This is a genomic window from Frankia sp. CeRuru1, from assembly GCF_977966315.1.
The window spans coordinates 12,231-38,757 of record NZ_CDWWEW010000006.1; the positions used below are offsets into that span (position 1 = coordinate 12,231).

The 26,527-nt window shown below is 70.2% G+C and carries 14 protein-coding genes; 8 read left to right on the plus strand and 6 right to left on the minus strand.

Going from position 1 to position 26,527, the window contains the following annotated elements; translation table 11 throughout:
• Positions 1 to 4 precede the first annotated feature (4 nt).
• From AC08OP_RS01090 to AC08OP_RS01110, 5 genes are all read right to left on the minus strand, one after another.
• Entirely contained in the window at positions 5 to 2,326 is a 2,322-nt protein-coding gene (locus tag AC08OP_RS01090; protein WP_476612482.1) for a UvrD-helicase domain-containing protein, read from the minus strand.
• Complete coding sequence (locus AC08OP_RS01095; RefSeq protein WP_476612483.1) at positions 2,323 to 9,048, minus strand: DEAD/DEAH box helicase; 6,726 nt, start codon at positions 9,046 to 9,048, stop codon at positions 2,323 to 2,325. The genes AC08OP_RS01090 and AC08OP_RS01095 overlap by 4 nt, the downstream gene beginning before the upstream one ends.
• Positions 9,045 to 14,243, minus strand: coding sequence for a hypothetical protein (locus AC08OP_RS01100; RefSeq protein ID WP_476612484.1), 5,199 nt, complete (start codon positions 14,241 to 14,243; stop codon positions 9,045 to 9,047). The genes AC08OP_RS01095 and AC08OP_RS01100 overlap by 4 nt, the downstream gene beginning before the upstream one ends.
• A complete protein-coding gene (locus AC08OP_RS01105) occupies positions 14,240 to 17,134 on the minus strand; it encodes a helicase-related protein (protein ID WP_476612485.1) in 2,895 nt (964 codons plus the stop codon). Before AC08OP_RS01105 ends, AC08OP_RS01100 begins: the two co-directional genes overlap by 4 nt.
• Before the next feature lie 83 nt (positions 17,135 to 17,217).
• Positions 17,218 to 18,474, minus strand: a complete 1,257-nt coding sequence (locus AC08OP_RS01110; RefSeq protein WP_476612486.1) for a serine/threonine-protein kinase — start codon at positions 18,472 to 18,474, stop codon at positions 17,218 to 17,220.
• Between the two features lie 417 nt (positions 18,475 to 18,891).
• On the opposite strand from AC08OP_RS01110, the gene AC08OP_RS01115 reads away from it, so the two are divergent.
• The 3 genes from AC08OP_RS01115 (at position 18,892) to AC08OP_RS01125 (ending at position 22,236) form a co-directional block, all read left to right on the plus strand.
• Entirely contained in the window at positions 18,892 to 19,278 is a 387-nt protein-coding gene (locus AC08OP_RS01115; RefSeq protein ID WP_476612487.1) for a DUF7715 family protein, read from the plus strand.
• Between the two features lie 186 nt (positions 19,279 to 19,464).
• Complete coding sequence (locus AC08OP_RS01120) at positions 19,465 to 20,448, plus strand: intradiol ring-cleavage dioxygenase (RefSeq protein WP_476612488.1); 984 nt, start codon at positions 19,465 to 19,467, stop codon at positions 20,446 to 20,448.
• Between the two features lie 249 nt (positions 20,449 to 20,697).
• Positions 20,698 to 22,236: a hypothetical protein gene (locus AC08OP_RS01125; protein WP_476612489.1), complete on the plus strand. Its 1,539-nt coding sequence runs from the start codon at positions 20,698 to 20,700 to the stop codon at positions 22,234 to 22,236.
• Here AC08OP_RS01125 and AC08OP_RS01130 read toward each other — a convergent pair.
• A complete protein-coding gene (locus tag AC08OP_RS01130) occupies positions 22,189 to 23,106 on the minus strand; it encodes a glycosyltransferase family 2 protein (RefSeq protein ID WP_476612490.1) in 918 nt (305 codons plus the stop codon). The two genes, AC08OP_RS01125 and AC08OP_RS01130, sit on opposite strands and share 48 nt — an antisense overlap.
• 72 nt (positions 23,107 to 23,178) lie before the next feature.
• On the opposite strand from AC08OP_RS01130, the gene AC08OP_RS01135 reads away from it, so the two are divergent.
• From AC08OP_RS01135 to AC08OP_RS01155, 5 genes are all read left to right on the plus strand, one after another.
• The gene (locus tag AC08OP_RS01135; protein WP_476612491.1) at positions 23,179 to 24,417 is read left to right on the plus strand and encodes a hypothetical protein; all 1,239 of its coding nucleotides are present in this window, start codon (positions 23,179 to 23,181) and stop codon (positions 24,415 to 24,417) included.
• A gap of 292 nt (positions 24,418 to 24,709) precedes the next feature.
• Complete coding sequence (gene vapB, locus AC08OP_RS01140; RefSeq protein WP_462186980.1) at positions 24,710 to 24,931, plus strand: type II toxin-antitoxin system VapB family antitoxin; 222 nt, start codon at positions 24,710 to 24,712, stop codon at positions 24,929 to 24,931.
• Complete coding sequence (locus AC08OP_RS01145) at positions 24,928 to 25,353, plus strand: PIN domain-containing protein (RefSeq protein ID WP_476612492.1); 426 nt, start codon at positions 24,928 to 24,930, stop codon at positions 25,351 to 25,353. Before vapB ends, AC08OP_RS01145 begins: the two co-directional genes overlap by 4 nt.
• Positions 25,354 to 25,858: 505 nt before the next feature.
• Positions 25,859 to 26,128: a type II toxin-antitoxin system Phd/YefM family antitoxin gene (locus AC08OP_RS01150; protein ID WP_476592458.1), complete on the plus strand. Its 270-nt coding sequence runs from the start codon at positions 25,859 to 25,861 to the stop codon at positions 26,126 to 26,128.
• A partial coding sequence (locus AC08OP_RS01155; RefSeq protein ID WP_476612493.1) for a PIN domain-containing protein occupies positions 26,118 to 26,527 on the plus strand: 410 nt, incomplete at its 3' end. The genes AC08OP_RS01150 and AC08OP_RS01155, both read left to right, overlap by 11 nt.

Here is a 26,527-nt window from a genome sequence, read left to right on the forward strand (position 1 = left end):
TTCGTCAGTTGCGCAAGCTCGACCCAACGGCGCGACGCCGCGTCCAAGCGGTGGCCAGGAACGGGCTTGGCCGGCCGTGCCAGAAGATCGCCAGGTCGTCGCGGGCGCGGGTCGCCGCGACGAACAGCAGTGACCGGTCTCGTGCCCGTTCCTGCTGATACCGCTTTGGGTCGACGTCCTGGTACCGCTCGATCACGCCACGGGGAACAAGCCCGGCGCTGGCACCTCCGATGATGATCCGCCGGTACTCCAGGCCCTTGAAACGGTGCATGGTGCCCACGTGGACGCCGTCGGCTCGCTTCGGCCCGTCCGGCCCGATCTCGATGGCAGAAATCCCGCTCGCCTCGAGGTGTGTGACGACGTCCTCCACCATCCGTCGAGTCGGCACGCACACGGCGGTCGAACCGTCGCCGGCACTGGTCGAACCGTCGCCGGCGCTCTCCCAGACCCTGATCTGCCCGCTGATGAGCTTCAGTTCATCCGCCCAGGTGGCAGCCTCACCGAGCACGGGTTCTCCGCCACTGAGCAGCGACCGGTACCCCGCGAGGTTGTCGTCGCCGCCGTCGAGGTCGTCGTACGTCTCACCGGCAAGCAGCCGAAGCGCTGTCCACAGGATCTGACGGGTGGTGCGGTAGCTCAGCGTCAACTTGGCACTGCGACCACGGATATTCACGCCGAGACTACCAAGCGTGACGTAATTATCGTAGATTCGCTGGTGGGTGTCGCCGACGAGGAAGATGTCGTCCCGACCTGGCGCGACCATGGCCCGCAGCATCTTCCAGTGCGCCGGGTTGAGGTCCTGGGCCTCATCCACGACGACATGCCGATAGCGGTACCTGGGCAGGGAGCCGGAAGCGGTGGGCTGACCGGCCGCGCTCACCACCGCGGCCGCGCGGTCCTGTTCGGTGCGGGCGGCGTATTCGGCTACCTGGCGCCACGTCCACACACCGGCGTCGTCTAAGCGCTTGGTGAAACGTTCGACGAGTTGCCATACCGCGTCGCGGTCGGCTCGGGACAGTGGCCGCCCTCGACCTGGTCGCCGGGCCTTGAAGTAGTCGGTGCGGGAACGGAGCACCTGGCCCAGAACGACCTCGGCCCACTCGGCCGCGAGAAACTCGGCGTCCCACCGTCGTTCACCGACCTCGTCAAGCATCGCGGCCCACTCCCGCACGGCGGCGTCATCGTCGATCGTCCGCCGGCGACGGCTCGCCCCGGCCTCACCGACAACCCGGCTCGCGAGCTTGTCGATGTTGACGATATCGACCCGATCGACGAGGTCGGGGCCGACCAGGTCGAGGAACCGGGCCCGCAGGTCGGCGGCAAGGTTGCGGTTGAACGTGGTGAGCAGGATCGGCTTGTCATCGCCCGGCGGCAGCCGGGCGGCGAGGTGCCCGGCCCGGTGCAGCGCGACGATCGTCTTCCCGGTTCCCGGCCCGCCACTGACCCGCGCCGGTCCGCCGTAGACCCGGTCCACGAGCTGGCGCTGGGTCGGATGCAGGAAGACCTGCCACCGCGCGAACGACTCGCCCAGCACCGCCTGCAGCGCGGCATCGTCGCTGGTCACCTGGGTCGCCGGCCGGGCAACCGCCGCGGCGAAGTCCTCCGGGTCGACCGGGCTGTCGGCCTTCACCGGCACGGTGACGTGTTCGAGTACTTCTTCGACGCTCTTGCCGTCGTGCAGCGCCAGGAGCACGTCGGACGTGAGCTGCGGGGCGACCTCGGTGAGCCCGAGCAGCTCGTCCTCGTCGACGATCCGTCTGATCAGCGGAAGCAGGGCCGGAACCACACCGAGGTCGACCAGGTCCTGGTCGGTGAAGGCCTCGAACAACGGCCGTTCGACGTCCTTCTGGCCGCCCGGCTCCCCCCCTGCGGTGTCGCCGGCTCCCGGCGCCGGCTCTGGCCTGACCTGGGCGGGCCTGACCCGGGTGTGGGTCAGCTGCCGTTCCGGCGGCAACAACCGGCCGACGATGCTGTCACCGACGGCGGACAGGTCCACGACCTCGATGCCGCCGGTGACTCGGTTGATCTGGTAGGAATACTTGTCCTCGATGCCGTCGTAGACCTCGCTGCGGTGCTTGACCGACACGAGCAGGTAGTCCTGGTTGCCCACGTGGAGCAGCAACGCGCGATGATCCTTGCCGATCCGGGCGGAGAACAGCCGAGAATTGCCCTTGAGTCGCTTGAAGTGCAGGCTCGGGGTGTTCGGGTTCTGCCGGAAGGCGCTCTGAAAGTCGTAGACGCCGCCTTTCTCAGCCCGGGTGAGCTTGAGGATCTCCTTGTCGGCCCGATCCAGGATGCGAAGTGTCACCTTGGCTTGGTCGGTCACGACTGGCTGTCCCTCCGTGAGCCGAGTGGACCATCGATCCTTGATGCGGGGTTCGATGCGGGGTTCGTTACGAGGTTCGATGTGAGATTCGATGTGAGGTTCGAGGCGAGATCGGACGCCTGCCATTCGGACGCGGTCCGCACCAGCCAGCCTGCCGCCGCGTAGGCGGCGTCGCGTCCCGAGCCTTCGGGGTCGTCCGGCCCGGCCGCGGTGACGACCCCGATCCTGGCGGCCGGCCAGGCCAGCTCCGCCTGCCAGGCCGCGTCGCCGAGTTCGTACCCGACCTCCGGTACCGGCACATCCCGCGCCGCCAGCTCCCGCACCAGCTCGACCAGCCCCGGCTCCGTCGCGGTGATCATCCTGAGCACCGCCTGCCACGCGGGCCCGACCGCCGCCGCCGCCGGCTGCTGCCGCGCCGGGCCGGTTACCTCGACAGCCGCCCCGGGATGCGCACCGGACGACGTCCCGATCCAGGCCGAGGTCTCGGCATCGAGCTGGACCGACCGACGCACCGACAGCGCACCCGATCCCGCCGCGACCCGGAGCAACGACGGGTCGAACTCACCGAGGGCGCTCCGCGCGAGCTGGACGCCGTCGCCGCCCCCGGAGTCAAGGAACTGCAGCAGATTGCTCCAGTACAGCCAGGCGGCCCACCGCAGCCGGTGGGCATCGGTGTCGTTCGCGACGGTCGCGGTGCGGTCGTCGACGAGCACGAGTGCGGTCCACACGGGTGGCCCGCCGTCGCTCTGATCCGCGACCACGACGACCGGGCAGTGGTGGGCGTCCTCGACGCGGACGACCGTGACCGGTCCGGCCGTCCCCGGGCGGGTCGTCGGCCGTCCGGCGGTCAGCGCCTCCCGTACCGCTGCCGCCACGCCGCCGCGGCTCGCGGTGGTCCGCGAGCCAGGCAGGTTGAGCAGGCCGGCCAGCGCCGCGACCGTCCGGGACCGCCAGAGCTCGGCGTCGGGATCCCCGAGGTAGGCGAGCAGCAGCTCAACCGGGTTCGCCCACACCGTGCCGGCCAGTTCCCGCACATCTCGGCCGGTCAGGAGCCGATACAGGTCCCGGGCGCCGGCCTGGGCGTTGCCGGCGTACGGTGGCCAGACCGGCGGCTGCGCCACCGGCCGGCCGCACCAGGCTTCGACGTCGTCCCAGGCCAGTTGGAAGACCACGATGTCATGGGCGCGGAGCAGCGTTCGTTTGTCCGCGTCGTCGGCGATCCGGTTGTGCTCCTTCGAGGCATGGTAGCTGAATCCGTCGAGGTACACCGCGACAGTCGACGGGGCCGCGTCGACCCGGACGAACAGCGCGTCTGGTCTGGTCCCGTGAATGGTGTTCTGCAGCCTCAGCTGCCAGTGGACGACCTGCCCGTCGGGCCGGCTGATGCGCAGGTCGGCGGTGCGTGCGCCATGGGTGTCTGCGGTGCGGGTCACGGTCGCCCGGCTTCCGGGACGGGCGCCCCAGTCGAGCAGACCGGCTAGGAACCGCGCTTCGAGTTCACTCTCCACCTGGTCGAACAGCGAGATCTCGTCGGTGCGCTGGCCACCGACGACGTCCCACCCGTCCAGCAGGGAACGCAGCATCGCCACCGCGTAGAACCGGCTGATCAGCGGGAACTCGTCGTCGCGGGCGTCCCGTAACAGGCACCGGTGGCATGCCACGCGTCCTTCCTCGGCGCACCGGCAGCTCTCGACGGCCCGCAGCGCGGCGGCGAGCACCTCCCGGAAGCTGTCGGGGTCGGAGAGCCGATGCAGGTAGCCGGTGCCGCCGGGCTGGGTGTCGTGGACGACGAGGAACCGGCGCACGTGCCCGGTGCCGTGCTGGCCGCCGTCGGGCATCACCGCCCGAACGATCCGCAGATGATCCGGATCGCCGCCGTAGCGGGCCGCGATGCCCAGGCGAAGCGCTGCCGCGAACGAGGCCATCCGTTCGTCGACGGCGGCGGTGACGGCCGGGACCAGGATGCGGATCGCCTCGGTGCGCAGCTCGTGCGCCAGGATGAGCGGGACGTGCCGGGCCGCCGAAGGGGAACGCCGGTACGGACACCACCGCCGGTGGTGCTGAGCCTCGCGCGGAACCGTTCCCGGCATCGAGGTGGCGGTGGCCGCCACGGGCAGGCCACCCTGGCCTGCCGCCGCGGTGGCCGGGCTCGGCGGCGGGCCGTCCTCCGGGGTACCGCCGCAGGTGACGCAGGCGTGGAAGGGATTGAGCCGAACCTGGGCGCCGCCGAAGACGTCGCCGGCCGGCCGGTCGTACCGCGCCGGGCCGAGGTTGAACTCCCGCACCACGGCCGTCCGGGTGTAGTCGATCCCGAAGGTGATGCCGGTGTGCCGCCACGACCGCAGCACCTGCTGGGGGTCGACGTCCACCGTGTGGGCCATCGAGTATGCCCGGACGACGCGGTCCTCGGCGTCGTCCCGGATGCGCGCGTCATCGCGGCGGTCAACCGCGGTCACCTTGCTGGGCCGTAGCACCTGGTACAGGTTCCCCGAGTCGGCGATGCCGCCGCTGCCGCAGCGAGGGCAGGCGCTCGGGTCCTGGATGGCGTGTTCGGTGCGCACGTGGCCGCAGGCGGGGCACACCCGCCAGTGTTCCCAGGCCGGGCTGTCCGGCGTGCCGATCTCGAGACCGCTGATCTCATGCTGGTATCCCCGGACGTAGTAGATGTTGCCAGGTGCGATCTCACGCAGCGCCTGCCGGGCGGGGCGCGGGTACTCGCGGACCTCGCTGTGGTATCTGCGGTCGTCGGGTCCTGACCCGCCGTCTTCCCACGTCAGGGTCGCTTCGAGCATGGTGTTGGTGTCGATCAGGGCGTAGTTCGGCAGCAGTCCGAACTCGACGAGCGTGGCGTGCGCCGAGGCCCGGCCGATCTCGGCGACCCGCTTTCGGACGGCCCGCTGCTCGGCCCGCAGACCGCGGGCCTCGCGCTTCTGGTCGGGGTCGGAGTCGGCAAGGGCGTCGGTGGCGGACGAGATGGCCGCCAGCCGGTGACGCAGGCCGTCCAGCCGGGCTTCCCAGGCGGCGTCCACGCGGGCCAGCGCACCCTCGATTCCCTCGATTCCGCCGATTCCGCCGATTCCGCCGACTCGGTCGGTCGCGAACACCCGCAGTTCACCGGCGGCCTGCGCCGTGACGTCGTCACCGAACAGCGACAGGAACACCTCGACAGTGTCGGCGCCGGCCCGCTTGGCCGCGGCGCCGAACGACGACAGCCAGCCGGTCGGGCCGAACAGGGCGCCGGCCCGGCGCGGCAGCGGCAGCACGCCGGGCAGCTGGCGACGCGCCGCCAGATCGATGAGGTGCGCGACATACTGGCGCCGCAGGATCTCGACCGCGGACAGGTAGCAGCCTGGCGGGACGATCTGGCCAGCGATCATCTCGCGGGGTTCGGTGAGGTAATAACGGTCCCGGGCGCGGTTGGCGAGCAGCGTCAGCACGAACGCGTTCCCGCTGCGGCGGCCCGCCCGCCCAGCGCGCTGCACGTAGTTCGCGGGCGCAGCCGGTAACGACGCGAGCAGCACGGCCGACAGCTCCCCGATGTCGATCCCGAGCTCCAGCGTCGGGGTGCAGGACAGCACGTTCGGGTCGGTGTAGCGGGTACCGTCGAGGAACTGCCGTTCCACCTGTTCGCGCTGCGCGCGGGTAAGGACGCCGGTGTGCTCGCCCGTCACCACCCGGAACACCCCGCCCCCGAGGTAGAGCCGACGGTAGTAGTCGCCCACGGCGGCGGCGTCGGGCGCGGCGGTGAGGTGACCGTCGCAGCGGTACCGCTGGCAGGGCTGCCCGACCCAGCCGGCGACCCGTTCCGGCGGCACGGTCTGCGCCCAGGAGCAGGAGTCGCAGCGGATCCCGGCCAGCTCGGCCGCGGAATCGTCGAGCCGGACGACCCGAACGTGGCCGGGTTGCAGCCCGAACACCGAAAGTGTCGGGTCGGCGGTGAGCTGGTGGCTGCGCAGCACGCCGGCACCGGCGAGTTCGGGCAGCAGACGGCCGAGGAACTCGTGGACGGCCTCCCGGTCGAGCCCGCCCAGGCACCGTCGCGCCCAGTCCTGGTACCAGCCGCCACGCGCGGTGAGCAGGTCGAACTCGCTGTTGCGCCGAGGCCCGGACAGCAGGAACGCGGGCGCCGAGAGGCCCTCCGGGAAAGCCGGCATGCCGGCTGGCCGGCCACCCCAGACCATCCACCGGCGGCCGCCCTGGGCGAGGTAGCCGGCCAGCCAGGTGTGGCGGACGCCGCCGCGGACGCGCAGCCGTTCGAGCACGCCCCGGACGAAGGCCTCCAGCCGTGCCTCGTCGGGCAGGCTCCCGGCCGGGAGCTGCGCGGCCCGGCCGGTGAGCAGCAGGTCGCGGCACAGGGCAGCGACCTTCCCCGGTTCGTCGAGCACGACGTCGGCGGCGACGGTGCGGGTGAGCTCGAGCGTGCGGCCCTGGCGGGAACGCAGGCCGAACTCGAGCACGGTGGCGAACCCCAGCCGGTCGGCGACCAGCCGCCAGGTGCCGCGGCTGCCGGTGTGCTCACCGGACAGCAGGGCGTCGATACCGGGTGAGTCGTGCAGGTCGGGCGGGATGATCGCGGCAAGGGTGTCGCGGTCGGTGGCGGCGGCCACCAGATCGGCGACGACGGCGTCGAGAGTCACCGGCTGCCCGGGCACCAGTTGGGCGGCGAGCAGCGAGCGCAGCGAGAAGGTGAACGAGCGGTTCGCGACGAAACCGGCCCGGTGGGCGGCGTCCTGCACCGAGTCGTTGAACAGCAGGGTGCGCCGTTCCCGGCCGGCCAGCTCGCCGCCGGTGAACAGCTGGGTGACGGCGACCGAGGCCAGCGTCGCCAGGCCCGCACCCAGATAGCGGATGCCCTGGTCCAGCCCGCAGGCCGGGCAGCGGTCCAGGCTGGCCGCCCGATCGTCCCCGAGATCGGCGAGGACGACCACATCGTTGCCGGAGTCGTTGCCGGAACCGGAACCGGAACCGTTGCCGGAACCGGAACCGTTGCCGGAACCGGGGCGGTCGGCCCGGGCGCGGTCCTTCGCCGGGTCGAACGGACGGAGGCGGCTGCCGGCGGAGTCGAGCACGAACAGGCCGCGGCCGGTGCCCGCGATCTCGCCCGGGGTCGCGGCGAGCAGGGCGCGTACCCGCCGCTTGTCCCGGCCGACGCCGGCCCGGTAGATCTTGGCCGGGTCGGTGACGAGTTCGTGCGGATCGCGCTCGGGCGAGATCGCCGACCAGCCGGACCGGCCGCAGTGCCGGCAGTAGACCGCCGGGAGCAGCGCCTGACTGGTATCCGCGACCGCACCGTCGGCCTCGGAGGCGTCGGCGACGGGTACCCGGCGGGGGTCGCCGTCCCACAGGAAGGTCGGCTGCCGGGCCACGCCCCGCAGCAGCCGCGACACGGCCCGGACCCACAGGTGCGTCTCGACACCGAGGAACGGGAGCTCAGGCCGGTCCGGGTCGCGGGCCATCGACAGCAGCCCGACGAACCGGGCCAGTCCGAGCGCGGCCACCTCGGGTTCGTTCTGCAGGGCGAGGCCCCAGCGGTAGGCGCCCCGGCGTGGGAGCAGTTCCAGGATCTCCGCCGCGGTCCTGGGCTCGTCACCGAGCAGACCCAGCACCGCGTGGGTGAGGATGTGCCGCTGGAGATGCCGGCCGAGCACGGCCGGGTCGAAGGTGTCCACGCCGAGCACGGCCGCCACGGTCCGCCGCAGCGACCAGGCGTCCCGGGCCGGGTCGGGAATGCTCGCGAGGTCCGCCGGGTCCGGCAGCGGCAGGTTGTAGTCGACCGGGCGGAGAATCTCCTCCGGGCGCTGACGGTCTTCGCCGATCAGCGCCGCCTCGTCGAAGACGGTGCCGAAAACCTGGCCCGCGACGCCGCGGATGGCCGCGCCGCCGTCGCTGCCCTGGCCCTCGCCGAGGGTCGCCGAGGTGGCGACCGGGCAGGCGGCCCCGAGCGGACGGCCCGGCTCGGCCTGGCCGGTGACGGCGCCGAGCCGCCGCAGCAGCATCGCGACGTCGGTGCCCTGGGCGCCGTCGTAGGAGTGGAACTCGTCGAGCACGACATACGCGAGCTCGGCACCCTCCCACAGCGGCACGTCGTCGGCCCGCTGCAGCAGTTGGTCGAGCATCTTGTAGTTGGTGACCAGGATGTCCGGCGGGTTGCGGCGCATCTCCGCGCGGGAGGTCATCACCCGGGCGTAGGTCGTCTCCGCCACGTCGCCGACGTACAGCCCGGCGGTCACGTGTTCCAGGCCCGGCCGGGCGAGGAACTCGTCGATGCGCTGCGTCTGGTCGGAGGCCAGCGCGTTCATCGGGTAGAGCAGCAGCGCCTTGACGCCGCGCCGGCCTGCCGGCCCGGCCCGGCCGGCCCGCTCGCAGTGATCCAGGACCGGGACGAGGAACGCCTCGGTCTTGCCGGAGCCGGTGCCGGTGGTCACCAGCGTCGGCTCGGCCGGGGAATGCAGGGTGCTCAGCCGCTCGAACGCCCGGGCCTGGTGTTCGTAGGGCGTCCAGCCCCCGCCCGGATGCCACTGGAGGTGTCGTTGCCAGCCGTCGGCCGCCGGCCGGAACGGGATGCGGACACGCAGGTACGGCCCGCGGTAGATGCCGTGCTCGGGATGCTCCAGAAAGCGCGCGAGCGCGGCCCGTTCGTCCGCGTCGGCGAGGGCGAACGTCGTGGTGAGGAACTGCGTCAGGTTGCGCCGCAGGCTGTCGGCGGCGAACGTCGGCCTCATCCGCCCGACTCCGGTGGCTCAGGCTCCCGCCAGCCCACGTCCTGGGCGGCCCGCAGCCGGGCACTGAACGCGGCGTGCGCCTGCCGCATCTCCGCCTCCCGGTCCGCCTTGTGGAACGGGGCAGCATACCCTTCCGGCGGCGGCTCGTGGCGAGGGTCCTCCAGGTGCTTACGCAACTGGACGTAGTGCTCCTTGGTCTGGCCGAACCCGAACGAGTTGCGGTCGCCGCATATCTTGCGACCGGCGAGATCGAACCAGGTGTCTTCCTCATAGGCCTGAAGCTGGGGGAAGCGCGCGAGGTACAGGGCGACGAGCTGATCCGCCGAGATGTTCATCATCACCGAGACCAGCGCGTCCAGCTCGACCAGCGCCGCCCGCCGCGCCAGCTCGGTCCGCAGCGGCGACCGCACGTCCCACTCCGGCCGGACGTCACCGAGCGGCGGAGTGTTCGGCGTGGGGATCACCCAGCCGTCGTCACCCCAGGCCTGGTCGAACACCTCACTCCACAGCGGCGCGTAGGCCGACGTCAGGCAGTTCAACCGCAGCGTCCGCAGCAGGATCGCCCCGGCCAACGGATGGTCCATAATCGGCGCCGGCAATATATTGGCGTCAGTTACCTCAAGGTCGCTACGCCCTGTTACTCGTACAAAATAGTCCACCGCCAATGCGGACCAGAATCCTGCCGTAAGAGCCGTTTCTCGATTCGAATTCAGGGACATGCTGTGTACTGCATGGATGTGCGCCGGCCCTGGTGGAATCAGGGCGACGAAATGGCTGCGGAACGTATTGTTGGCGATTCGCCGGCGCCAGGCGACTCGGAAGAAGTCCGTGTAGGGCCGTCGCGCTCTCCCGTGGAGGTAGGCGGCTACCGCCTCGTCGTCGATGGCGACGGGATCGGCATCCGCGGCGGCAGCGAGGGCGCGACGTGCATCATTCACGGCCGCCGGAGAGCCACGCAACTCCTCAAGGTCTGCGTGGTCGAGCCAGCGGTCCTGGGCGGCACGGAAGGTCTCGATATCGGTTGCGCGCCGGTAGTCGGTCGTCGGCACGTAACCGGCGTCCAGGTAGCGTGGGTCGACCGGTTCGTCGTAGCGCCCGGTGCGGGGAGGCTGCTTCGCGACCGGGGTGGCCAGCGAGAACTGTGGGCCGCGGAGGATTACCTCCGACCATTCCTTCGGACCGGCGAATTCTTCCTCGATGAGCCGGGCCTTCTTGGCGCCGGACTCGTGGTAGCCAGAGCTGATCCTCGGGTTCACCTGGCCGAGCCGGTGTGCCCACCTGGTGAGCGCCCCGATGGCCGACTGCTCCTCGACCGTGACCGGGTAGAGCAGCCGGGCGGTGTCGGGGGGGTGGTCGCTTTCGCCGATCAGAAGCATCCAGTCCGTGAGTACGTCATCGGTGACGGTGACGATGCGGCCGGTGTGGGGCCGGAGGTCCCACGTGCCGTCGTACTTGATGCCCGGCAGCGGGCCGCTCCCGTCGTGGTCGAGCGAGGCCGTGAGCGTCTCCGGCCCGAACAGCCAGCTCAGGTGCTGGAAGTGGATGGGCTGGTGGTGGCCGTAGATCTGGACTCCGAACTGACGGCTCCAGTCAATCTCCGGGAAGATCAGGCGTTGGTTCTGGAAGTGCCCGTGCAGCCGCAGGTGGTGGTAGGCGGCGGCGCGCAGCGTCACCTCCTGCGCTCCCGCGAAGTGCGAATCGGGGTGGATCAGGCCGGAGATCCCAGGCGGGCTGGCATGCCGCCAGACCTGGACCATGAAGGCCCGGTACAGGTTCGGCTGCGAGCCGGCCAGCAGCGGATAGGTGGCCGGTGAGCCGAGGGAGGCGACCATGGCCGCGTTCGCCGACAACTCGGCGAGATAGCTCTCCCGCGCCCGCCGGTCGTCCAGTTGCGTGTCCTTCCGGGTCCGCCGGTTCTGGAAGCCGGCCGCCTCGTTGAGCATGAACCAGGGGTCGTGTTCGGCGAGGACGACGTTCTCCTCCCAGCGCGGACGGACCCAGGGCGGGTTGCCGACCTGGAGGTCGAAACCGCCCCGGGCGAAGGCCTGGGCGAACTCCACCTCCCAGTGGAAGAAGCCCCGCCGGTCGGCGATCTCCTCGGCGGTGGCGAGCCACGGGAAGCGTTCCGCCAGGCTGGTCGGCTCGTCCTGCCCGACCCACGGCGCCAGCTCGTTCTCGTACTCCTCCAACTCGTCGAGGGTGGTGAAGCGGGAGACGAACGCGTCGTCGGGGATCTCGTTGCGGCCGATCAGCGCCTCGGCGAAGGCGAGCCAGTCGTCCAGGGTGGCCAGCGGCACGAGTCGCCGGAGCCGTTCGACCAGCTTCCTGTCCGGCCGCGGCGCGTTCCGCGGGGCGGTCGACGTTGTCGAGGCGGCGACATCCGGGTCGACCTGCTGGTCCTCCTCGAAGATCGAGCGCGACTCCCATGTCGCCGGCTGGCCGACCGGGCCGGGGTCGGCGGGCGGTTCGGGCGCGGCCCGGGTGACGACAATCGGGTTCGCGGCGTACTCGTCGGCCGAGCCGTCGAGCATCCCGGCTTTGTCCAGCGGCCAGAACCACAGCGCGCACCAGACGTCCATCAGCGTCTTGAGCCGCCAGAACGGGGTGCCGGGATAATCGAGGTCCTTACGCACCTTGTCGCGCGGGATCTTTCCGTCCACCGGCGGCAGGTCGCCGGCGCCCCAGACCTTGATGTCCCGGCGGATCTCCGCCTCGGAGATCTCCAGCCGCTGCCGGACCAGGCCCCACAGGAACTCGACCCGCCGCGCCAGGGCCTCCAGCCGTCTGACCTGCGGTGAGACCTTTCCCTTCGTCGCCGGCGACTTCGTGATGCTTCGGCGCCACGCCGCCAGCGCCTTGGCCTGGTTCGGCGCCAGCGCCTTGGCCTCCGGCTCCTTCGCGACCGCGCCCCAGCCGTCGGCCGGCAGCAGGAAGTGGTGGATCGTCCTCGGCGGCAGCTCACCGGCACGGAACGGGTGGTCGGTCGGCGCGGTGTGCAGCCAGGCCCGGTCGGCGAGCTGGTCGCGGGGGTAGAGACGGCGCCCGGCCCCGATCAGCGAGTTGCCTCGCCGCAGATGCAGGCCGAACCAGGGCGCCTGCAGGCCGGCGTGCATGACGTTGAGCCACAGCGAGATCTCGGCGAGCTCGACGGCGGTGCTGTTCAGGTCGACGCCGTAGCTGTTGTGCAGGGCGATATACGCCTTCGTGCGCTGCAGCTCGACGGCGTAGCGCTCCGGGTCGAGGCGCTCCTGCCGCTCGTGCTGTGCTCGTTTCAGGTACTCGGCCGCGACCTGGTTGATCGCCTCGTTGAGGAAGGCCCCGGAACCCAGCGCCGGTTCACAGATCGTCCAGTCGAGCAGCTCGCGAGACCTGGTCTTCGTACCGTTCTGGTCGAGCCGGTGGCGCAGCGCGAGCTGGACGGTGACCTCGGTCAGCGACGGCGGGGTGTAGTACGAGGCGCTGGTCTGCCGGTCCCGGCCGGCGAGCCGGTAGACGAACGAGCCCTTCGGGTACCGCACGCGCGGGCCGGTACGCCGGCCGGTCTCCTCGCTCAGGTGGCGGACGAACACCTCGTCCGCATACTCGTCGATCTTCGACGCGGGTACCATCCAGCTGCCGTCGGCCGGGTTGCCGCCCTTGGCGACCTCGTAAAGCTCCTCGCTCGCGATGAACCCGGTGTAGGACATTAACCCTTCGTAGACGGCACCGAGCTGGTTGATGCCCAACTGAGCGTAGGAGATGAAGCCGCCGCGCCGGCCCTTCCCCCGCCGCGGCCCCTTCTTCCCCCGCGTCAGCATCAGCAGCCGCAGCACCTCGTACAGGCAGCCGTTACGCAGCCGGGTATCAACCGTCGGACCGTCGGTGCCCTCCCGCGCCGGGACGGGCAGCGCGCGGCTGATCAGCCGCACCGCGTCCGTCGCGAACAGCTCCGAGCGCAGCGGCTCGAACCGCAGCCCCTCCCCGTCACTCTTCGGCTGACCATCGACCGGCCGGTAGCCGGTGTTGACCATCGTGAACAGCAGGTCCAGCGACTCGTACAGGTAGAACCGGTTGCGCGCGTCGTCGCCGGTGGGCCGGCGCCGGGCCACCAGGTCACCGAGTCGGGCCAGGCTGTACCCCTCGACGTATTCAGGGTATTCGGCCGGGAGCACACCCAGCTCCGGTCGCGCCTCGGCGTACAGCAGGAACAGGATGCGGTAGAGGTAGCGTAACGACTCCCGGGTAAGTTGGCGGCCGAGCTCGTCGGGCGCCATGATCTCCTCCGGGTGGATTCCGGCGTCACGCAACCGGGCAAGCACCTCGCCGGCGATGTGCTCGACGGACAGCCGCAGCCCCTCCCGCAGCTCGGACGAGACCCCGGCGGCCTGCCGCCGCGACCCGGCGACCAGCTCGGCCAACGGCTCCGGGCCGCCCTGCGGCGGCGGTCGCAGCGCGTCGGCGCCGAACAGCGCCGCGATCACGTCCAGTTCGCCGCCCGGCCGGGTGTCGTTGCGGGCGAACGCCACGTCGAAGCTGACGGCCAGGTACCGGCCCTCACTCCAGGTGTACCGGTCGGCGAGGGTCACCACCCCGCCGTTGAGGATCAGCACGTAACGCGGTGCGCCCCTGTCGGCGGCGAACAGGTGGCTGGCCAGTTTCGTGCCGTGCTCGATGCGTTCGCGGTTGTCGAGCTGCACCGGGTCAAGCAGCTTGCCCCCGCCGTCCGGATCGGCGGCGGCGTCGATGTCCGCGGCCCAGGCACATTCGACGGCGACGACGCCACCGTCCCTGAGGCCACCGTCCCTGAGGCCACCGTCCCTGAGGCCACCGTCCCTGAGGCCACCGTCCCCGACATCGTCGACCAGGCCACCCCCGGCGTACACCACGGGAACGACGCTTTCGGACCCGGCGCGAGTCACGGTGACGACCTCGCGGCGTGGCTCGAACCCCAGCGCGGCCAGCACCTCGTCGTGTAGCTGGAGAAGCTCCTTGCGGCGGTGCTCGGCGTCCAGCCCGTCGACTCCCACGGCCGCCGGCTTGCGGGCGAAGTACTCCGAACGCAGTCTTCTGACGCCTGTTCGCGGGCTCGCGGCGGCGGCCTTCTCCTGGTCGGCCCACCGGGGGACCGCGGTCTTGCGGATCTCCTGGGGCAGCACCTCGGTCAGGTAGTACGGCGACAGGTACTCACCCCGGTTCGTCAGTGCCTCGAAGCTCACCGGCCAGGCTCCAGGACCGCGAGCACCCGCAGCAGCGGCTCGCCCGAGGTCTCAAGACGATCAACGATCTTGATTTGTTCGACCACGGTGTCCTCGACGTCCTTCTTGCGCCGGGACCGACCAGCCGCCGGCAGCAGGATCGTCGCCGAGCGGGTGTCGTCCTCGTCGAACAGGCTGCGCTGCCGCCAGGCGCGGAGCATCGCCCGGTAGGCCTCCAACGGTGCCGCGATGCTGGCGTCCCAGTGCATCCGCTGGCGCTTCAGCTCGCGGGCCGCCGCGGCAACCGCCGCTGGGACCAGCCGTCGCAACCCATCGAGGTCGATCTCGGTGGGAGGGTTCGTCATCGCCGGGCCAACCCCCGCCTCTTTCAGTACCTGTTCCATCTCCTCCACCCGAGGCTCGTCCGGCAGGCCGGACACGGCCATCCACCGCACCACAGTCGGCTGGCCGACGCGGTTGCAGTAGACGCCCTGGACCAGGAACACCGGCTCGGTGACCTCGGCGACGAGGACCGGTGCCTGCTGGCGGCCGAGCCGGACGAGCACCTTGTCGACCAGCCAGTCGACAACCGGGTGGATCTCGCTGACGAAGCCCACATCCGGCCAGGAGGTCCTGGTACGCCGACGGGCCTCGGTGAGCTTGGCGTCGGCGAAGTCCCGGTCGAACGTCAGTCTCAGCCGGAGCACCCCGTCGGCCGAGCGTTGGTCCGCCAGGTACGAGCGGGGCAGGTCCGACAGCCGGTGCTCAAGGTCCTCGGGGGCGTCGAAGGACAGCAGGCCGGGCTCGCGCCGCAGCGCCAACGCGGTCTCCGGGTCGTCGGCGAACACCTCGCGCAGCGCCTCGTCCACGAACTGCTCGGTGGCGCCGAACAGCGTCGGCAGCTTCGCGCGCGCCGGCGGCGGTGCGACCTCGGGGCCGGACCCGCTGAGCAGGCTCGCCATGACCGACGCCGCGGTCCGTGGCACAAGGGCCTCCTCCACCGGGCGGCCGGCGACGAGGTTGCGCACCATGCGCTGTTCTTCCAGCTCGGCGCGGAACTCGCCGGTCACCGCTTCCGCGGTGCCCAGGGTACGATGCGCCTCGTCCTCCCGCTGGAGGAGTTTCTCGGCGACGACGGTGTCGTCCTTCGCCCCGTCGACCGCCGATGTCAGCACGATGGCCCGGAACTGCGGCTCGTGCTTCTGCCCGTACCGGTCGATCCGGCCGTTGCGCTGCTCGATCCGAATCAGGCTCCACGGCAGATCGTAGTGGACAAGGTGGTGACATTCGCGGTGCAGGTTCACGCCCTCGGACGCGATGTCGCCGGTGAACAGCAGGCGCAGCGGGTTTCCCCCGAGGGAGAACTGCTCGACGATCTCCTGCTGCGCGGTGTCCGTCAGCCCACCGTGCAGGACCTTCACCGCGGTTTCGGTCGCCTTCGCGGAGAACCCGAGTGCCGCGGGAACGACTACGGACAGCCAACGCAGCGTCCTGATTCGTTCCGAGAACACCACGACGCGGGTGTTCGACGCCGGGCCGGCGCCGATCTCACGGAGCTCCCGGAGAAGCCGGGTGAGCTTGGCCGGGGTAGCGCCGGGGTCGTCCGGGATGGCGCCCGCCAGCTCGCGTAGCCGTTCGAGTGCCGCCCGCTCGGCGGGGCTGGCGCAGCTCTTCGACGCCAACCGGTTGTCGACCGTCTCGATGAGCGCCAGGTGGGAGGACAGAAACGCCTTCACCAGGGTGTAGGGAAACAGCCGCCGCTCCTTGCCGACGACGGCCGGGTCCGGCGGCTCGCCCGAAGCGGGCAGCCAGACGGCCGCCAGCTCGGCGAAGACCTTCTCCTCCGCAGGTGTCGCCGGGCACCGGCAGGAAATCGACGGCGCCCGGGGCGCCCACTCGTCCGCGATCTTGTCGGTCACCTCCCGGTCCGTCTTCGTGCGGCGGATGTAGTAAGGGTCGATCTCGTCGCGGGTGTAGTTCTTGATGTCGGTGACCGCCGTCGGCTCCAGCAGCCGGACGAGTTCGGCAAACGACTGCTTGTCACCGTTGTGCGGGGTGGCGCTGGCCAGCACAAGCGCGTCGGTCCGGACGGCGAGCAGCTTCGCGAGACGTTTGCGTAGGCTCGTCTCGCCGATCAGGTTGTGGGACTCGTCGATCACCACGGCGTCCCACGTCGTGTTCCTGAGGTGGTGCTCGTACATTCCCACGTCCTTCAGCGTGTCGATCGAGACGATCACTCGCTTGAAGTACGTGAACGGATTACGGCCCGCCGGGATCTCCTGCTGGATGCGCTGGATACCGAGCGAGTCCAGCCGGACCAGCGGCAACGCGAAGCGCGTCCACAACTCGTGCTGGAACTGCTCGAGCACGTGCTGCGGGGTGACGACGAGGATGCGGTCGCCGCGCCCTCGCCGCACCAGCTCGGCCAGGATCAGTCCGATCTCAAGAGTCTTGCCGAGACCGACGACGTCCCCGATCAGGATGCGTGGCCGCAGCCCGGCCAGCGCCTTCTCAGCCGGGCGCTGCTGGTAGTCGTGGGAGTCCAGGAGGAACCCCTCGGCCAGTGCCAGTCCCTTCTCGGTGCGGGGAAGCGGGGTACGGCGCAGGACCGCCTCCAGGTAGAGCCGGCTTCGCCGGAACGTCGGCGTGGTGTCACGCACCAGCTTCGTGTCCTCGGGGCGCAGCACCTCGATGTGCTCCAGCCCGTCGAGGAAGACGGCCTCCTCGTCCTGGACGAACTCGGACGCCCCGACCACTCGCAGCAGGTACCCGTCGTGGTCGGTCAGGGTCACCTGGCGGACCAGCCACTCTTCGTCCCGGACCAGGACTCGCGCCCCTGCCGCGTACCGTGCCCCTGCCGCGTACCGTGCCCCGGGCTCTGCTGCCGCGACCACCCCTGTACCTTTCTCCACCGTGAGCTCTCCACTGTGAAGCGTCGCCTCGTCTTCGCCGTGAGACGTCGTCACGCCCGACCGTGTGCCCGACGCGCCGGTATTCAGAACCGGGCGTCCCGCGCGTAGTCGGCTCGCAACTCGCGGACCAGCCACGACACGTCCACCGTGGGCTCTACACCCGGACTCGGGCGACCCGGCCTCGGGCGGCGTTCCGATTCTGGCCCGTGGACTGTCGGGCCGTTGCCAGCGGGGTCCGCCAGGCCCACCGTCACGTCACCGCCGCCACCCTCCTCGCCGCCACCCTCGTCGCCGTCACGGTCGTCGCCGTCACGGTCGTCGCCGTCACGGTCGTCGCCGTCACGGTCGTCGCCGTCACGGTCGCGGTCACTGCCGCCGTGGTAACCCCCCTCGCCGTCGACGACCGGGTCGGCCAGCGAGTCAGGAAGCGAGAGGGCAGGAAGCGAGACTGGCGATGTAGCCGGCGATGTAGCCGGGTACGTCGTCTGGACGAAACGCTGGCGCAGCACGGCCGCGGGTACGGCGGTCGTCGCGAGCATCGCCGCTGCCACCGCCATGAGCTCGGGCCGCGCCACCGGGTCGAATGCCACCATGCCGGCGACGAGTGGCGCGAGCTCGGCGGGGACGGCAGTCAGATCGGGGGGTGTATCCGGGTCCATGACGGCGTTCAGGACCGCTACCACGGGGACCGACGGATAAAGCAGCCGCCCGGTCGCCGCGAAGGCGAGGGTGGCCCCCAGCGCGTAGACGTCGGCCGCGACAGTGAGATCCCGTCCGTCCCGGGCCTGTTCGGGAGGCATGTAGGCGATCGTGCCGACGATGCTGCCCGGGTCGGTGAGATGCACTCGGCGGTTCGCAAGCACGGCGAGGCCGAAGTCGAGAATCTTCGCACCGTCCGGGCCGAGCATAATGTTCTGCGGCTTCAGGTCGCGATGCAGCAGCCCGACTCGGTGCACCTTCGAGAGCCCCTCACACAGCATCGCGGCGAGGATGGCCACCAGATCTGGTCCCAACGGCCCATGAAGCTCAACATGTTGGGCGAGTGTGCGGCCCGGTACGTACTCAACTGCCAGCCAGGGCGGATCGCCCTCCAGATCGGCGTCCTCGAAGCGGGCGACCCGCGACCCGAACACCATCCGAAGGTTGTCGACCTCGTCCCCGAAACGCTGACGAGTCGCCTGGTCGGGTAAGACATCCGGTCGGACGATCTTGACGGCGACCTTCTCGGCGGCCGGGGAAACGCCAAGGTAGACCTGCCCCATTCCACCGGCGCCCAGGCTCTCGACCAGCGTGTAGGGACCGGCCTTCCGCGGGTCGGACGGCTGGAGGGCAGGCGTCATGATCGTGTCCCCCAATGTCGACCGGCGCAGGTAGGCGTAACCGGCAGATCTTACCGAGTGGTCATCTTGGATTGCGCATTGCATCCGGCGGTCGCGCTGAGTCGAGCCGGCAGACGACGGCAAATGACAGCCCGGATGAGCGCGTTTTCTCGGCGTTCGGCTTCTCGGCGTTCGGCGGCGCACGCTCGATCTAGGGAATCTGACCTGCGGTGACGTCCGTCGAGGGCGCCCACAGCCGGATTTACTCCTCGTCGATTGAGCTCCCGGGTGCTTCGATGCGCGGGTCCGACTGCGTTCGGGTTCCGACTGCGGTCGGGTTCCGTCCGTTCAACAGCCCGCGGTCACGACTCAACGGCCCGCGGTTGTGACCGCTCGCTTGCCCGTGCACCCGACACCTCCCTGCCCCGAGGAGCCGACATGAAGATCCTGACCGCGACCGCGGCCACCCAGGGCCAACGCGACAACGACTTCAACCACTGTGCCGAGGGGGAACTGGTGTGGATCGGCCTGGTCTGCGCGATCGACCGGGCGGACCCCGACGGCGGATGTGGCTGTGGGCGGTCGTTCACGGGACTGTCCTCGCACCTCGCGACGACGACGGCGATGGTTCGCGACATCGCCGAGATGAGCCGGAGCTCCTACGCCGAGGCGCTACGGGCGGGCCTCGCCGCGCAGAGGTGGCACGCCGTCGGCTCCGAATCGCTGGCCGACGAGCTGACCCGGCTCGTCGACGGCTGGCCGGCAGGCGCCGTCGTGGAACGACGGCTGGACATCGTCACCGTGCGCGAATGGACCATCCCGTAGCCAGCCTCAGCTCCACCGGTACCGTCACGCGGCCCGGCCCGTGCTGGCCGGTCCGTGCTGGCCAGTCTTCCCGCCGCTGTGATGGAGACCTGGTACGCACAGCCGCGGCACAGCGGGCGCACAGTGCGGGCAAAGACTGTCCCGCCATGGTGAAGGCACAGGATCAGTCGATCTCAAGGAGAGCGCATGGCGGACTACCAGCGGGACGGCCGGAGGCCGACGTACGAGGGGCGTCCCCTGCCCCGGCCCGAGGAGGAGGCCGTCGACCAGGGACTGGGCTTCGACCTCGGCACGCTGCTGAGCCGGCGACGGATGCTGACCTTTCTCGGCCTCGGTGCCGCGACGGCGGGCCTGACAGCCTGCGGGACAGGCGGGGCCGAAGCCTCGGGATCGTCCGGCTCCACCGCGTCGCCCAGCACGTCATCATCCGCCTCGACCAGCGGGGCGTCCGGGGAGATCCCCCAGGAGACGGCTGGCCCCTACCCGGGCGACGGTTCCAACGGGCCGGACGTGCTCGAGCAGAGCGGCGTGGTCCGCAGCGACATCCGGTCCAGCTTCGGCGGAGCGACCGGCACCGCCGAGGGCGTTCCCATGACGCTGGAGCTGACCATCACCGATCTCGCCGGCGGCGTCCCCTTCGCGGGAGTGGCCGTCTACGTGTGGCACTGTGACCGCGAAGGCCGCTACTCGATGTACACCAACGGCATCACCGACCAGAACTACCTGCGCGGCGTCCAGATCGCCGACAAGGCCGGGAAGGTGCGCTTCACCAGCATCTTCCCGGCCTGCTACAGCGGACGCTGGCCACACATCCACTTCGAGGTCTACCCCGACCAGGCCAGCATCACCGACGCCACCAAAGCGATCGCCACGTCCCAGGTCGCCCTGCCGAAGAACGTCTGCGACCAGGTCTACGCGCAGCAGGGCTACGAGGCGTCGATCGCGAACCTGTCGCAGATCAGTCTCGACAGCGACAGCGTCTTCGGGGACGACGACGGCGCCCGCCAGCTCGCCACCGTGACCGGCAACGTCACCAGCGGCTACACGGTCTCCCTCGCCGTCGGCGTCGACACCACGACCACCCCGTCCAGCGGCCAGCCCGCCGGTGCCCCCGGCGGCCAGCCACCGTCCGGCGCGCCCGGCGGGCGGCCACCGGGTGCGCCGAGCTGACCCACACGACGCATCGGGAGGACACCCCGTCGTCACGGCCAACCCCCTCCGGTTCACGGAGTCGAACTCGACGATCCCGGTGGTCGAGCAGGTCCCCGGGGGCTCGGGTCTCCGGGGACTCGGGGGACTCGGGGGACTGGACAGGTGCGTGGGTGCACAATGGCGCTCTCGACCTCGGGCGACTCACGCATCGTGGGTCGGGGAAATCGTGGGTCGGGGAAATCGTGGGTTGGGGGAAGGAGAGCCGCGATGTCCGTGCCGGAGGTGCCAGCGCCGGACGAGCTGGTGATCAGCGCGGAGGCTCCGGAGCCCGTTCGGGACGACCTCGGCATTGAGTTCACCGTCGAGTCCGACGTGGATGTCGCCCATCCGCTCGTGACGATCGGTGATTCGCTCACCCATGGCTTCCAGAATCTGGCGGTCCGCAACACCGACCGGTCGTGGCCGGCTCTACTGGCCGAGGCGATGGGGGTGACGCCGTTTCGCTATCCGGTCTATCCCGGGCCGGATGGCTGCGCCGGCCTCCCCCTCAACATGGAGGAGTTGCTGCGCCACGCGGACACCATTACCAAGGGCCGGCCGCTACCGGCGCACGCGCTACGCCTGATAGTCACGCTGTACACCCAGGCGCGGGGGGTGCAACGCTACTGGGACTTCGGCCCGGGCCGGCTCCCCGTCGAGCAGGCGGAATTCAACCACAATCTCGCGATCTACGGCTGGGATGTCCGCGACGCACTCTCGAAGAACGTCGGCTGGTGCCAGGAACAGCTGGCCGAGCACCCCGCCCGCCGGTCCTGGAATCCGCGCAGGCTCCTGGTCCAGAACGACGGGCCGATCGCTGCCCTGCGCGCCCTGGCCGGCCCCAGCGACCCGGGTACCACCCAGCTGACGGCGGCGCGGCAACTCGGTGCCGAGGGCGTCGGCACGCTCGTGGTCGCCCTCGGGGCTAACAACGCGCTGTCCAGCGTTCTGGGGCTGCGGCTGGTCTGGAGCGGAGACGACTTCGCCGACCTGAACGGGAAGAACGCCTACACGGTATGGCGCCCCGCCCACTTCCAGCAGGAGTACGACCAGCTCGTCACCGAAATCGAAAAGGTGGGAGCCCGGCATGTCGTGCTGGTCACCGTCCCCCACGTCACCGTCGCACCGCTCGCCCGCGGGGTCGGCGACAAGCCGGAAGGCTCGCGATACTTCGCCCGCTACACCTACGCCTGGATCAGCGACGACCAGTTCGACACTGCCGACCCCTGCCTGACCGGGACGCAGTGCCGGCAGATCGACAGCGCCATCGACATGTACAACCAAGTCATCATCGAGCACGTCAGGGCGCACCGGCAGGCCGGTGACGACTGGCGGGTCTTCGACCTGTGCGCCCTGCTGGACCGGCTCGCCTACCGCCGCTATCTCGACGACCCGACCACCCGGCCGAGTTGGTGGAACCGGTACGGCCCCTATCCGTTACCCCAGGCGCTCCGCGAGCTGCACCCCCGGCCCGACACCCGGTTCTTCCTCTCCGACGCCCGGGGCCGCACCCAGGGAGGTCTTATCGCGCTCGACGGCGTCCACCCCACCAGCATCGGCTACGGCATCATGGCCAGCGAAATGCTCGCGATCCTGGCCCGCGCGAACGTGCCCGGAGCCGTAGGCGCCACCATCGACTTTGCTGATCTCCTACGTCGGGACACCCTGGTCAGCAACCCGCCCGCCAGCCTCGGCGGCAACTTCCGCACCCTCGGCTGGCTACAGCACCGGCTTCAGCTGTTCGCCGCACTCACCGAACTCTGGTAAACACCGAATTCTAGTAAAAACCGAATTCTGGTAAACCGAGCTCTGGTAGACCCGGCCCCTTTGCGCTGGACCGCGAATGCTATTCAGCCGATCATCCCGCACGACCCTGCTGGTTATCGCTCTTCCCAGGGGGGTCCGCCGGCGAGTAGGGCGGCGCGCTGCCAGATGAGCAAATATTGACCCCCCCCCCGAAAAATTGCCGTTCTGGCGGGAACGCTGTGCGTCGTGGCGTCGGTAGCGCAATGTGGGGACGTCGAGCAGTATTCCGGTGGCGAGTGCGGAGCCGGCGATGAGGGTCGCGGTGTCCTCGACACCGCGCAGCGCCGCCCATCCCCCGACGACGAGGAGCAGGTTTCGGCGCCACATCACCCCGGCCGGATGCACGGGTGGCAGGGTGCGGTCGGGTAAGGCGGACGCCCACGCGACGGCCAGCGCACCGCGGGCCAGCGGCCCGGCGGGCACTGCCAGCGGCGCGGTGCGCAGGGTGCCGTCAGCGTGCAGGTCGCGGGCATGGCCGACCGCGTAGCCGGCCGCGGGATGGACGGCGAGCGCGCCGCTGAGGTCGGCGAGCGCGTCGGGTTCGAGCTCGTCGTCGGCGTCGAGGTTCTGGACCAGCGGCGCGGTGCACGCGCCGAGGGCGATGTTGCGGGCGACCCCTGGGCCTTCCTGGGTGCCGTGCGCGGCGATCCGGACCCGGCCATCGCCCGCCGCTCCGCAGGCGGTCAGCGCGTCGAGGACCTCGTCGGGCGACCCGTCGACCTGAACCCGCCACGTCCAGTGGGGATGGCTCTGCCGGTGCAGCGAATCCCACGCCGCGGGCAGGTAGCCCGCGTACTCGGCGTGTACCGCGGTGACCACATCGACCCGCATGTTCGCAGTATGTACCGATCCGCCCCGCATCCGTGTGGTACATATCCGGAGAAGATCTGACGGAGGGGGCACATGGACGTCGCATCGATCAATGCGCGGCTCGGTCAGGCAGCCTCAGCCGACTCCCGCGAGTTGGACCGGGTCTGCGAGGACATCGCCGCCGAGCTGATCGACGCGAACATCGAACCCCCCTTCCGGATCCCATCGGCGGACTTCGTCACCGACCCCTGGCTGATCTGCGCCGACCGGTACTGGCGCCGCAGGTTCCTGCGCGAGCCCACCGTCGAGGTCGCGGCCCGCTGCGCCCGCTGGCTGCACGACCACACCGACGGCCCGACCCGCCCGGGCATCATCGAGAAGTGGTCGCTGGGCTACGCCTTCATCACTAAGGACACCGTCGAGTCCCGCCACGACCTCACCCTCGCCACCGGCCGGATCGTCGAGGCGTTCCAGGGCTCCACCGACATCTGCTACTTCGCCGCGCTGTACCACGCCGGTAAGCTACGCGCGAACTTCTGGTTCGACGAACTCCACCAGTTCCTCGAATCCTCCCTGCTGGCCGTCGCCGCCGGCCACCACCGCGACGACCCGCTGTTCACCGGCCTCCATGCGTTCGCAGCGTTCGGCAGCCGCACCATCACCACCAGCCACGCGCTCGAACTCCTCGACACGGCCTGGAGCGCCGTCCCCCGGTCCCGTGCCGTCGTCGACGTCTGCCTCAACGCCCTGGGAGCCGCCCCACCGTTCCCTGGCCAGGGCGAACAGCTACGCCAGCGCGCCACCGACGCCGTCGCGGAGTTCCCCGACGATCATCTTTTCCGGTTCCGCCTCGCGTGCGGTCAACGCAGGTGCGGCGACTACACCGAGGCGCTGGCCACCATCGACACCGCGCTGCGCCTGCTACCCGCGATCGGCACCCGGATCAGCCACCAACTCCTCCAGGAACAGTACCTACGCGAACGCGACATCATCCAGAAAGGGCTGGAGCTCGCGGAATGGACCACCAGCCAGCAGACCCGCTGGCGCGACCAGGACACCGCCAACCGCGACCTCCGCCGGACCCTCCAGACCTCCGCCATCCGCGCCGTCGAACTCGTCACCGTCTTCACCGCCGCCATCGCCTTCGCCGTCGGCTCACTCCAGATCACCCTCACCGGGACCCTTACCTTCCGCGACCGGGCCCTCCTGCTCACCATTCTCGGCGCAGGACTCCTGCTCTTCGCGTCCCTCATCATCGCCGGCACCTGGATCATCACCGGCCGACACCAGCCCGACCCTGGCGCCCCACCGGACAGAACCAGCAGGCCCTGAGCCCCACGCGCGCCGTCGCGCCCTCTCCACCTCCCAAGGTCCCGGAACTGGCTCCCAGGTCCCGGAACTGGCGAAGCACCTCGACGCCCGGGCCGAGGGGCCCGCTCCCGATGATCGGCTTGACCACGGGCCAGATCGACAGTCGACCGTGCTGCCAGGTCCGAAGCCAAGCCATCCGGGCTCGGCCCTGCCGGGCATGACGCGGCGACGCGGCGACGCGGTCAGGTACGGGCAGTCGGGTCCTGATAGCATTGGATATCGCCTGCAGGTTCAGCCCTTGGAGATGCGGTCGATGTCCGACGTGCTCATTCGTGACGTACCCGATGACGTGCTGGCCGCCGTCGAGGCTCATGCCGCCAGGCTCGGCCTGTCTCGCAACGAGTACCTTCGCCGGCAGCTCGCCCAGGACGCGGCGCGCTCGATAGCCCCGGTGACCCTGGACGACCTGCGCTGGTTCAGCGCCGCGTTTCGTGACCTCAGCGACCCCGAGGTCATGCGGCAGGCTTGGACGTGACCACCACGGCCGAGACGCAGCGTTGGCTTGTCGACAAGTCCGCCCTCGTCCGGCTGAGCGAGAGTCCCGATGCCGACCTGTGGCTGTCCCGTATCCAGCGAGGTCTGGTCCGTATCACGACGGTCACGATTCTGGCGGTCGGCTTTTCCGCGAGATCCGTCAATGATCTTCGTGTCAGGTTACGCCGGCCGCCGGTCTCGGCGATGCCCGTCGAGAACGTGACGCCCCGGATCGAGTCTAGGGCCGTGGAGGTTCAAGGGCTGCTCGCCGGCCTCGGGCACCATCGCGCGCCGTCCGTCCCCGATCTGATCATTGCTGCGACGGCCGAGCTGGCCGGGCTTGTGGTGCTGCATGTCGACAAGGACTTCGAGTTGATCACCGCGGTCACCGGGCAGCCCACCGAGCGACTCCGCCTGTCGTAGCGGCCAGGAGGAGCCCGCCCACCCGCGGGTAGCCGCCGCCGAACTTCGGCGTCACTTCGGCACAGCCGACCGGAGTTCACCGGCGCGAACCGGACGGCCCCAGGGGGGGCATCGAGGCTGAAATGCCTGGTAAGCAAGCGCTTCAGGCTGCTGATCGAAGTGTGCCCCCAACAGGAACCAACACAGAATAGTGCAGGTCCAACCAGGGGTTTCGCGTCGGGCAGGCTTGTTGTCGAGGGCGGCTTCGCGCTGCCGGAACCGGGGAGCCGGCGGTGACCGCGCAGGGCGCGGCCGGCGGGACGATGCGATTGCGGGCGCAGGCGGCTGGGGGTGGACGAGCGGCGGCCCGGCCAGTGCGCTCGTCGTCGGGAAGCACGGTGCACTGATCGCTGGAATCCGCCGTGGGGGGCGGCGGCCGGGTTTGCATCCTTAATCCTTCCACTGCCGCCTCCCACAAGGTGCCACCAGGTAGCACCTTGTGGCACCGCTCGGATATCATACGTGTATGAGTGCACAGCCTGAGATCACCCAGCGTGACCTGCGCAGCAGGTCCAAGGAGATCATGGACGCGGTCCAGAGCGGCCAGGCGTTCACGGTCACTCGTGACGGACACCAGATCGGCGAACTGGTCCCCTTGCGGCGCCGCAGGCGGTTTGTGTCCCGCAGCGAGTTCGCGGCGATGTCCCGCAGCGCCCCCGGCATCTCCCTGGACGCCTTCCGCGCCGATCAGGACGCCACGGCAGAGCAGGAAGCGGACGACCCGTATGGCCGGTGACCACGCGCAGGGGCTGCTCGACACGAACATCATGATCCTGCGCAGGTGGGTGGATCCCGAGGAGCTGCCCGCCGAAATGGCGATCACCGCCGTCACGCTGGCGGAGCTGTCCGCGGGCCCGCACGAGGTGCGCCGGAACGAGGAGCAGGACGAGCACGCCGAACGGGCCCGGCGGCTGGATGTGCTGCAGCGCGCGGAGAACGAGTTCGACCCGATCCCGTTCGACGCGGAAGCCGCCCGTATCTATGGCCGGGTCTGCGCTGCCGTGATCAGCGCCGGCCGCAAGCCCCGACGGCGCGTGGCCGACCTGATGATCGCCGCTATCGCGATCGCCGAGGACCTACCGCTGTACACCACCAACCCCGACGACTTCACAGGGCTGGACGATCTCCTCACCGT

Coding starts and splice junctions, on each gene's coding strand:
- AC08OP_RS01125 (WP_476612489.1), top strand. CDS start 20,698: ATGTCCGTGCCGGAGGTGCCAGCGCCGGACGAGCTGGTGATCAGCGCG.
- AC08OP_RS01130 (WP_476612490.1), bottom strand. CDS start 23,106: ATGCGGGTCGATGTGGTCACCGCGGTACACGCCGAGTACGCGGGCTAC.
- AC08OP_RS01120 (WP_476612488.1), top strand. CDS start 19,465: ATGGCGGACTACCAGCGGGACGGCCGGAGGCCGACGTACGAGGGGCGT.
- AC08OP_RS01135 (WP_476612491.1), top strand. CDS start 23,179: ATGGACGTCGCATCGATCAATGCGCGGCTCGGTCAGGCAGCCTCAGCC.
- AC08OP_RS01150 (WP_476592458.1), top strand. CDS start 25,859: ATGAGTGCACAGCCTGAGATCACCCAGCGTGACCTGCGCAGCAGGTCC.
- AC08OP_RS01095 (WP_476612483.1), bottom strand. CDS start 9,048: ATGAGGCCGACGTTCGCCGCCGACAGCCTGCGGCGCAACCTGACGCAG.
- AC08OP_RS01115 (WP_476612487.1), top strand. CDS start 18,892: ATGAAGATCCTGACCGCGACCGCGGCCACCCAGGGCCAACGCGACAAC.
- vapB (WP_462186980.1), top strand. CDS start 24,710: ATGTCCGACGTGCTCATTCGTGACGTACCCGATGACGTGCTGGCCGCC.
- AC08OP_RS01110 (WP_476612486.1), bottom strand. CDS start 18,474: ATGACGCCTGCCCTCCAGCCGTCCGACCCGCGGAAGGCCGGTCCCTAC.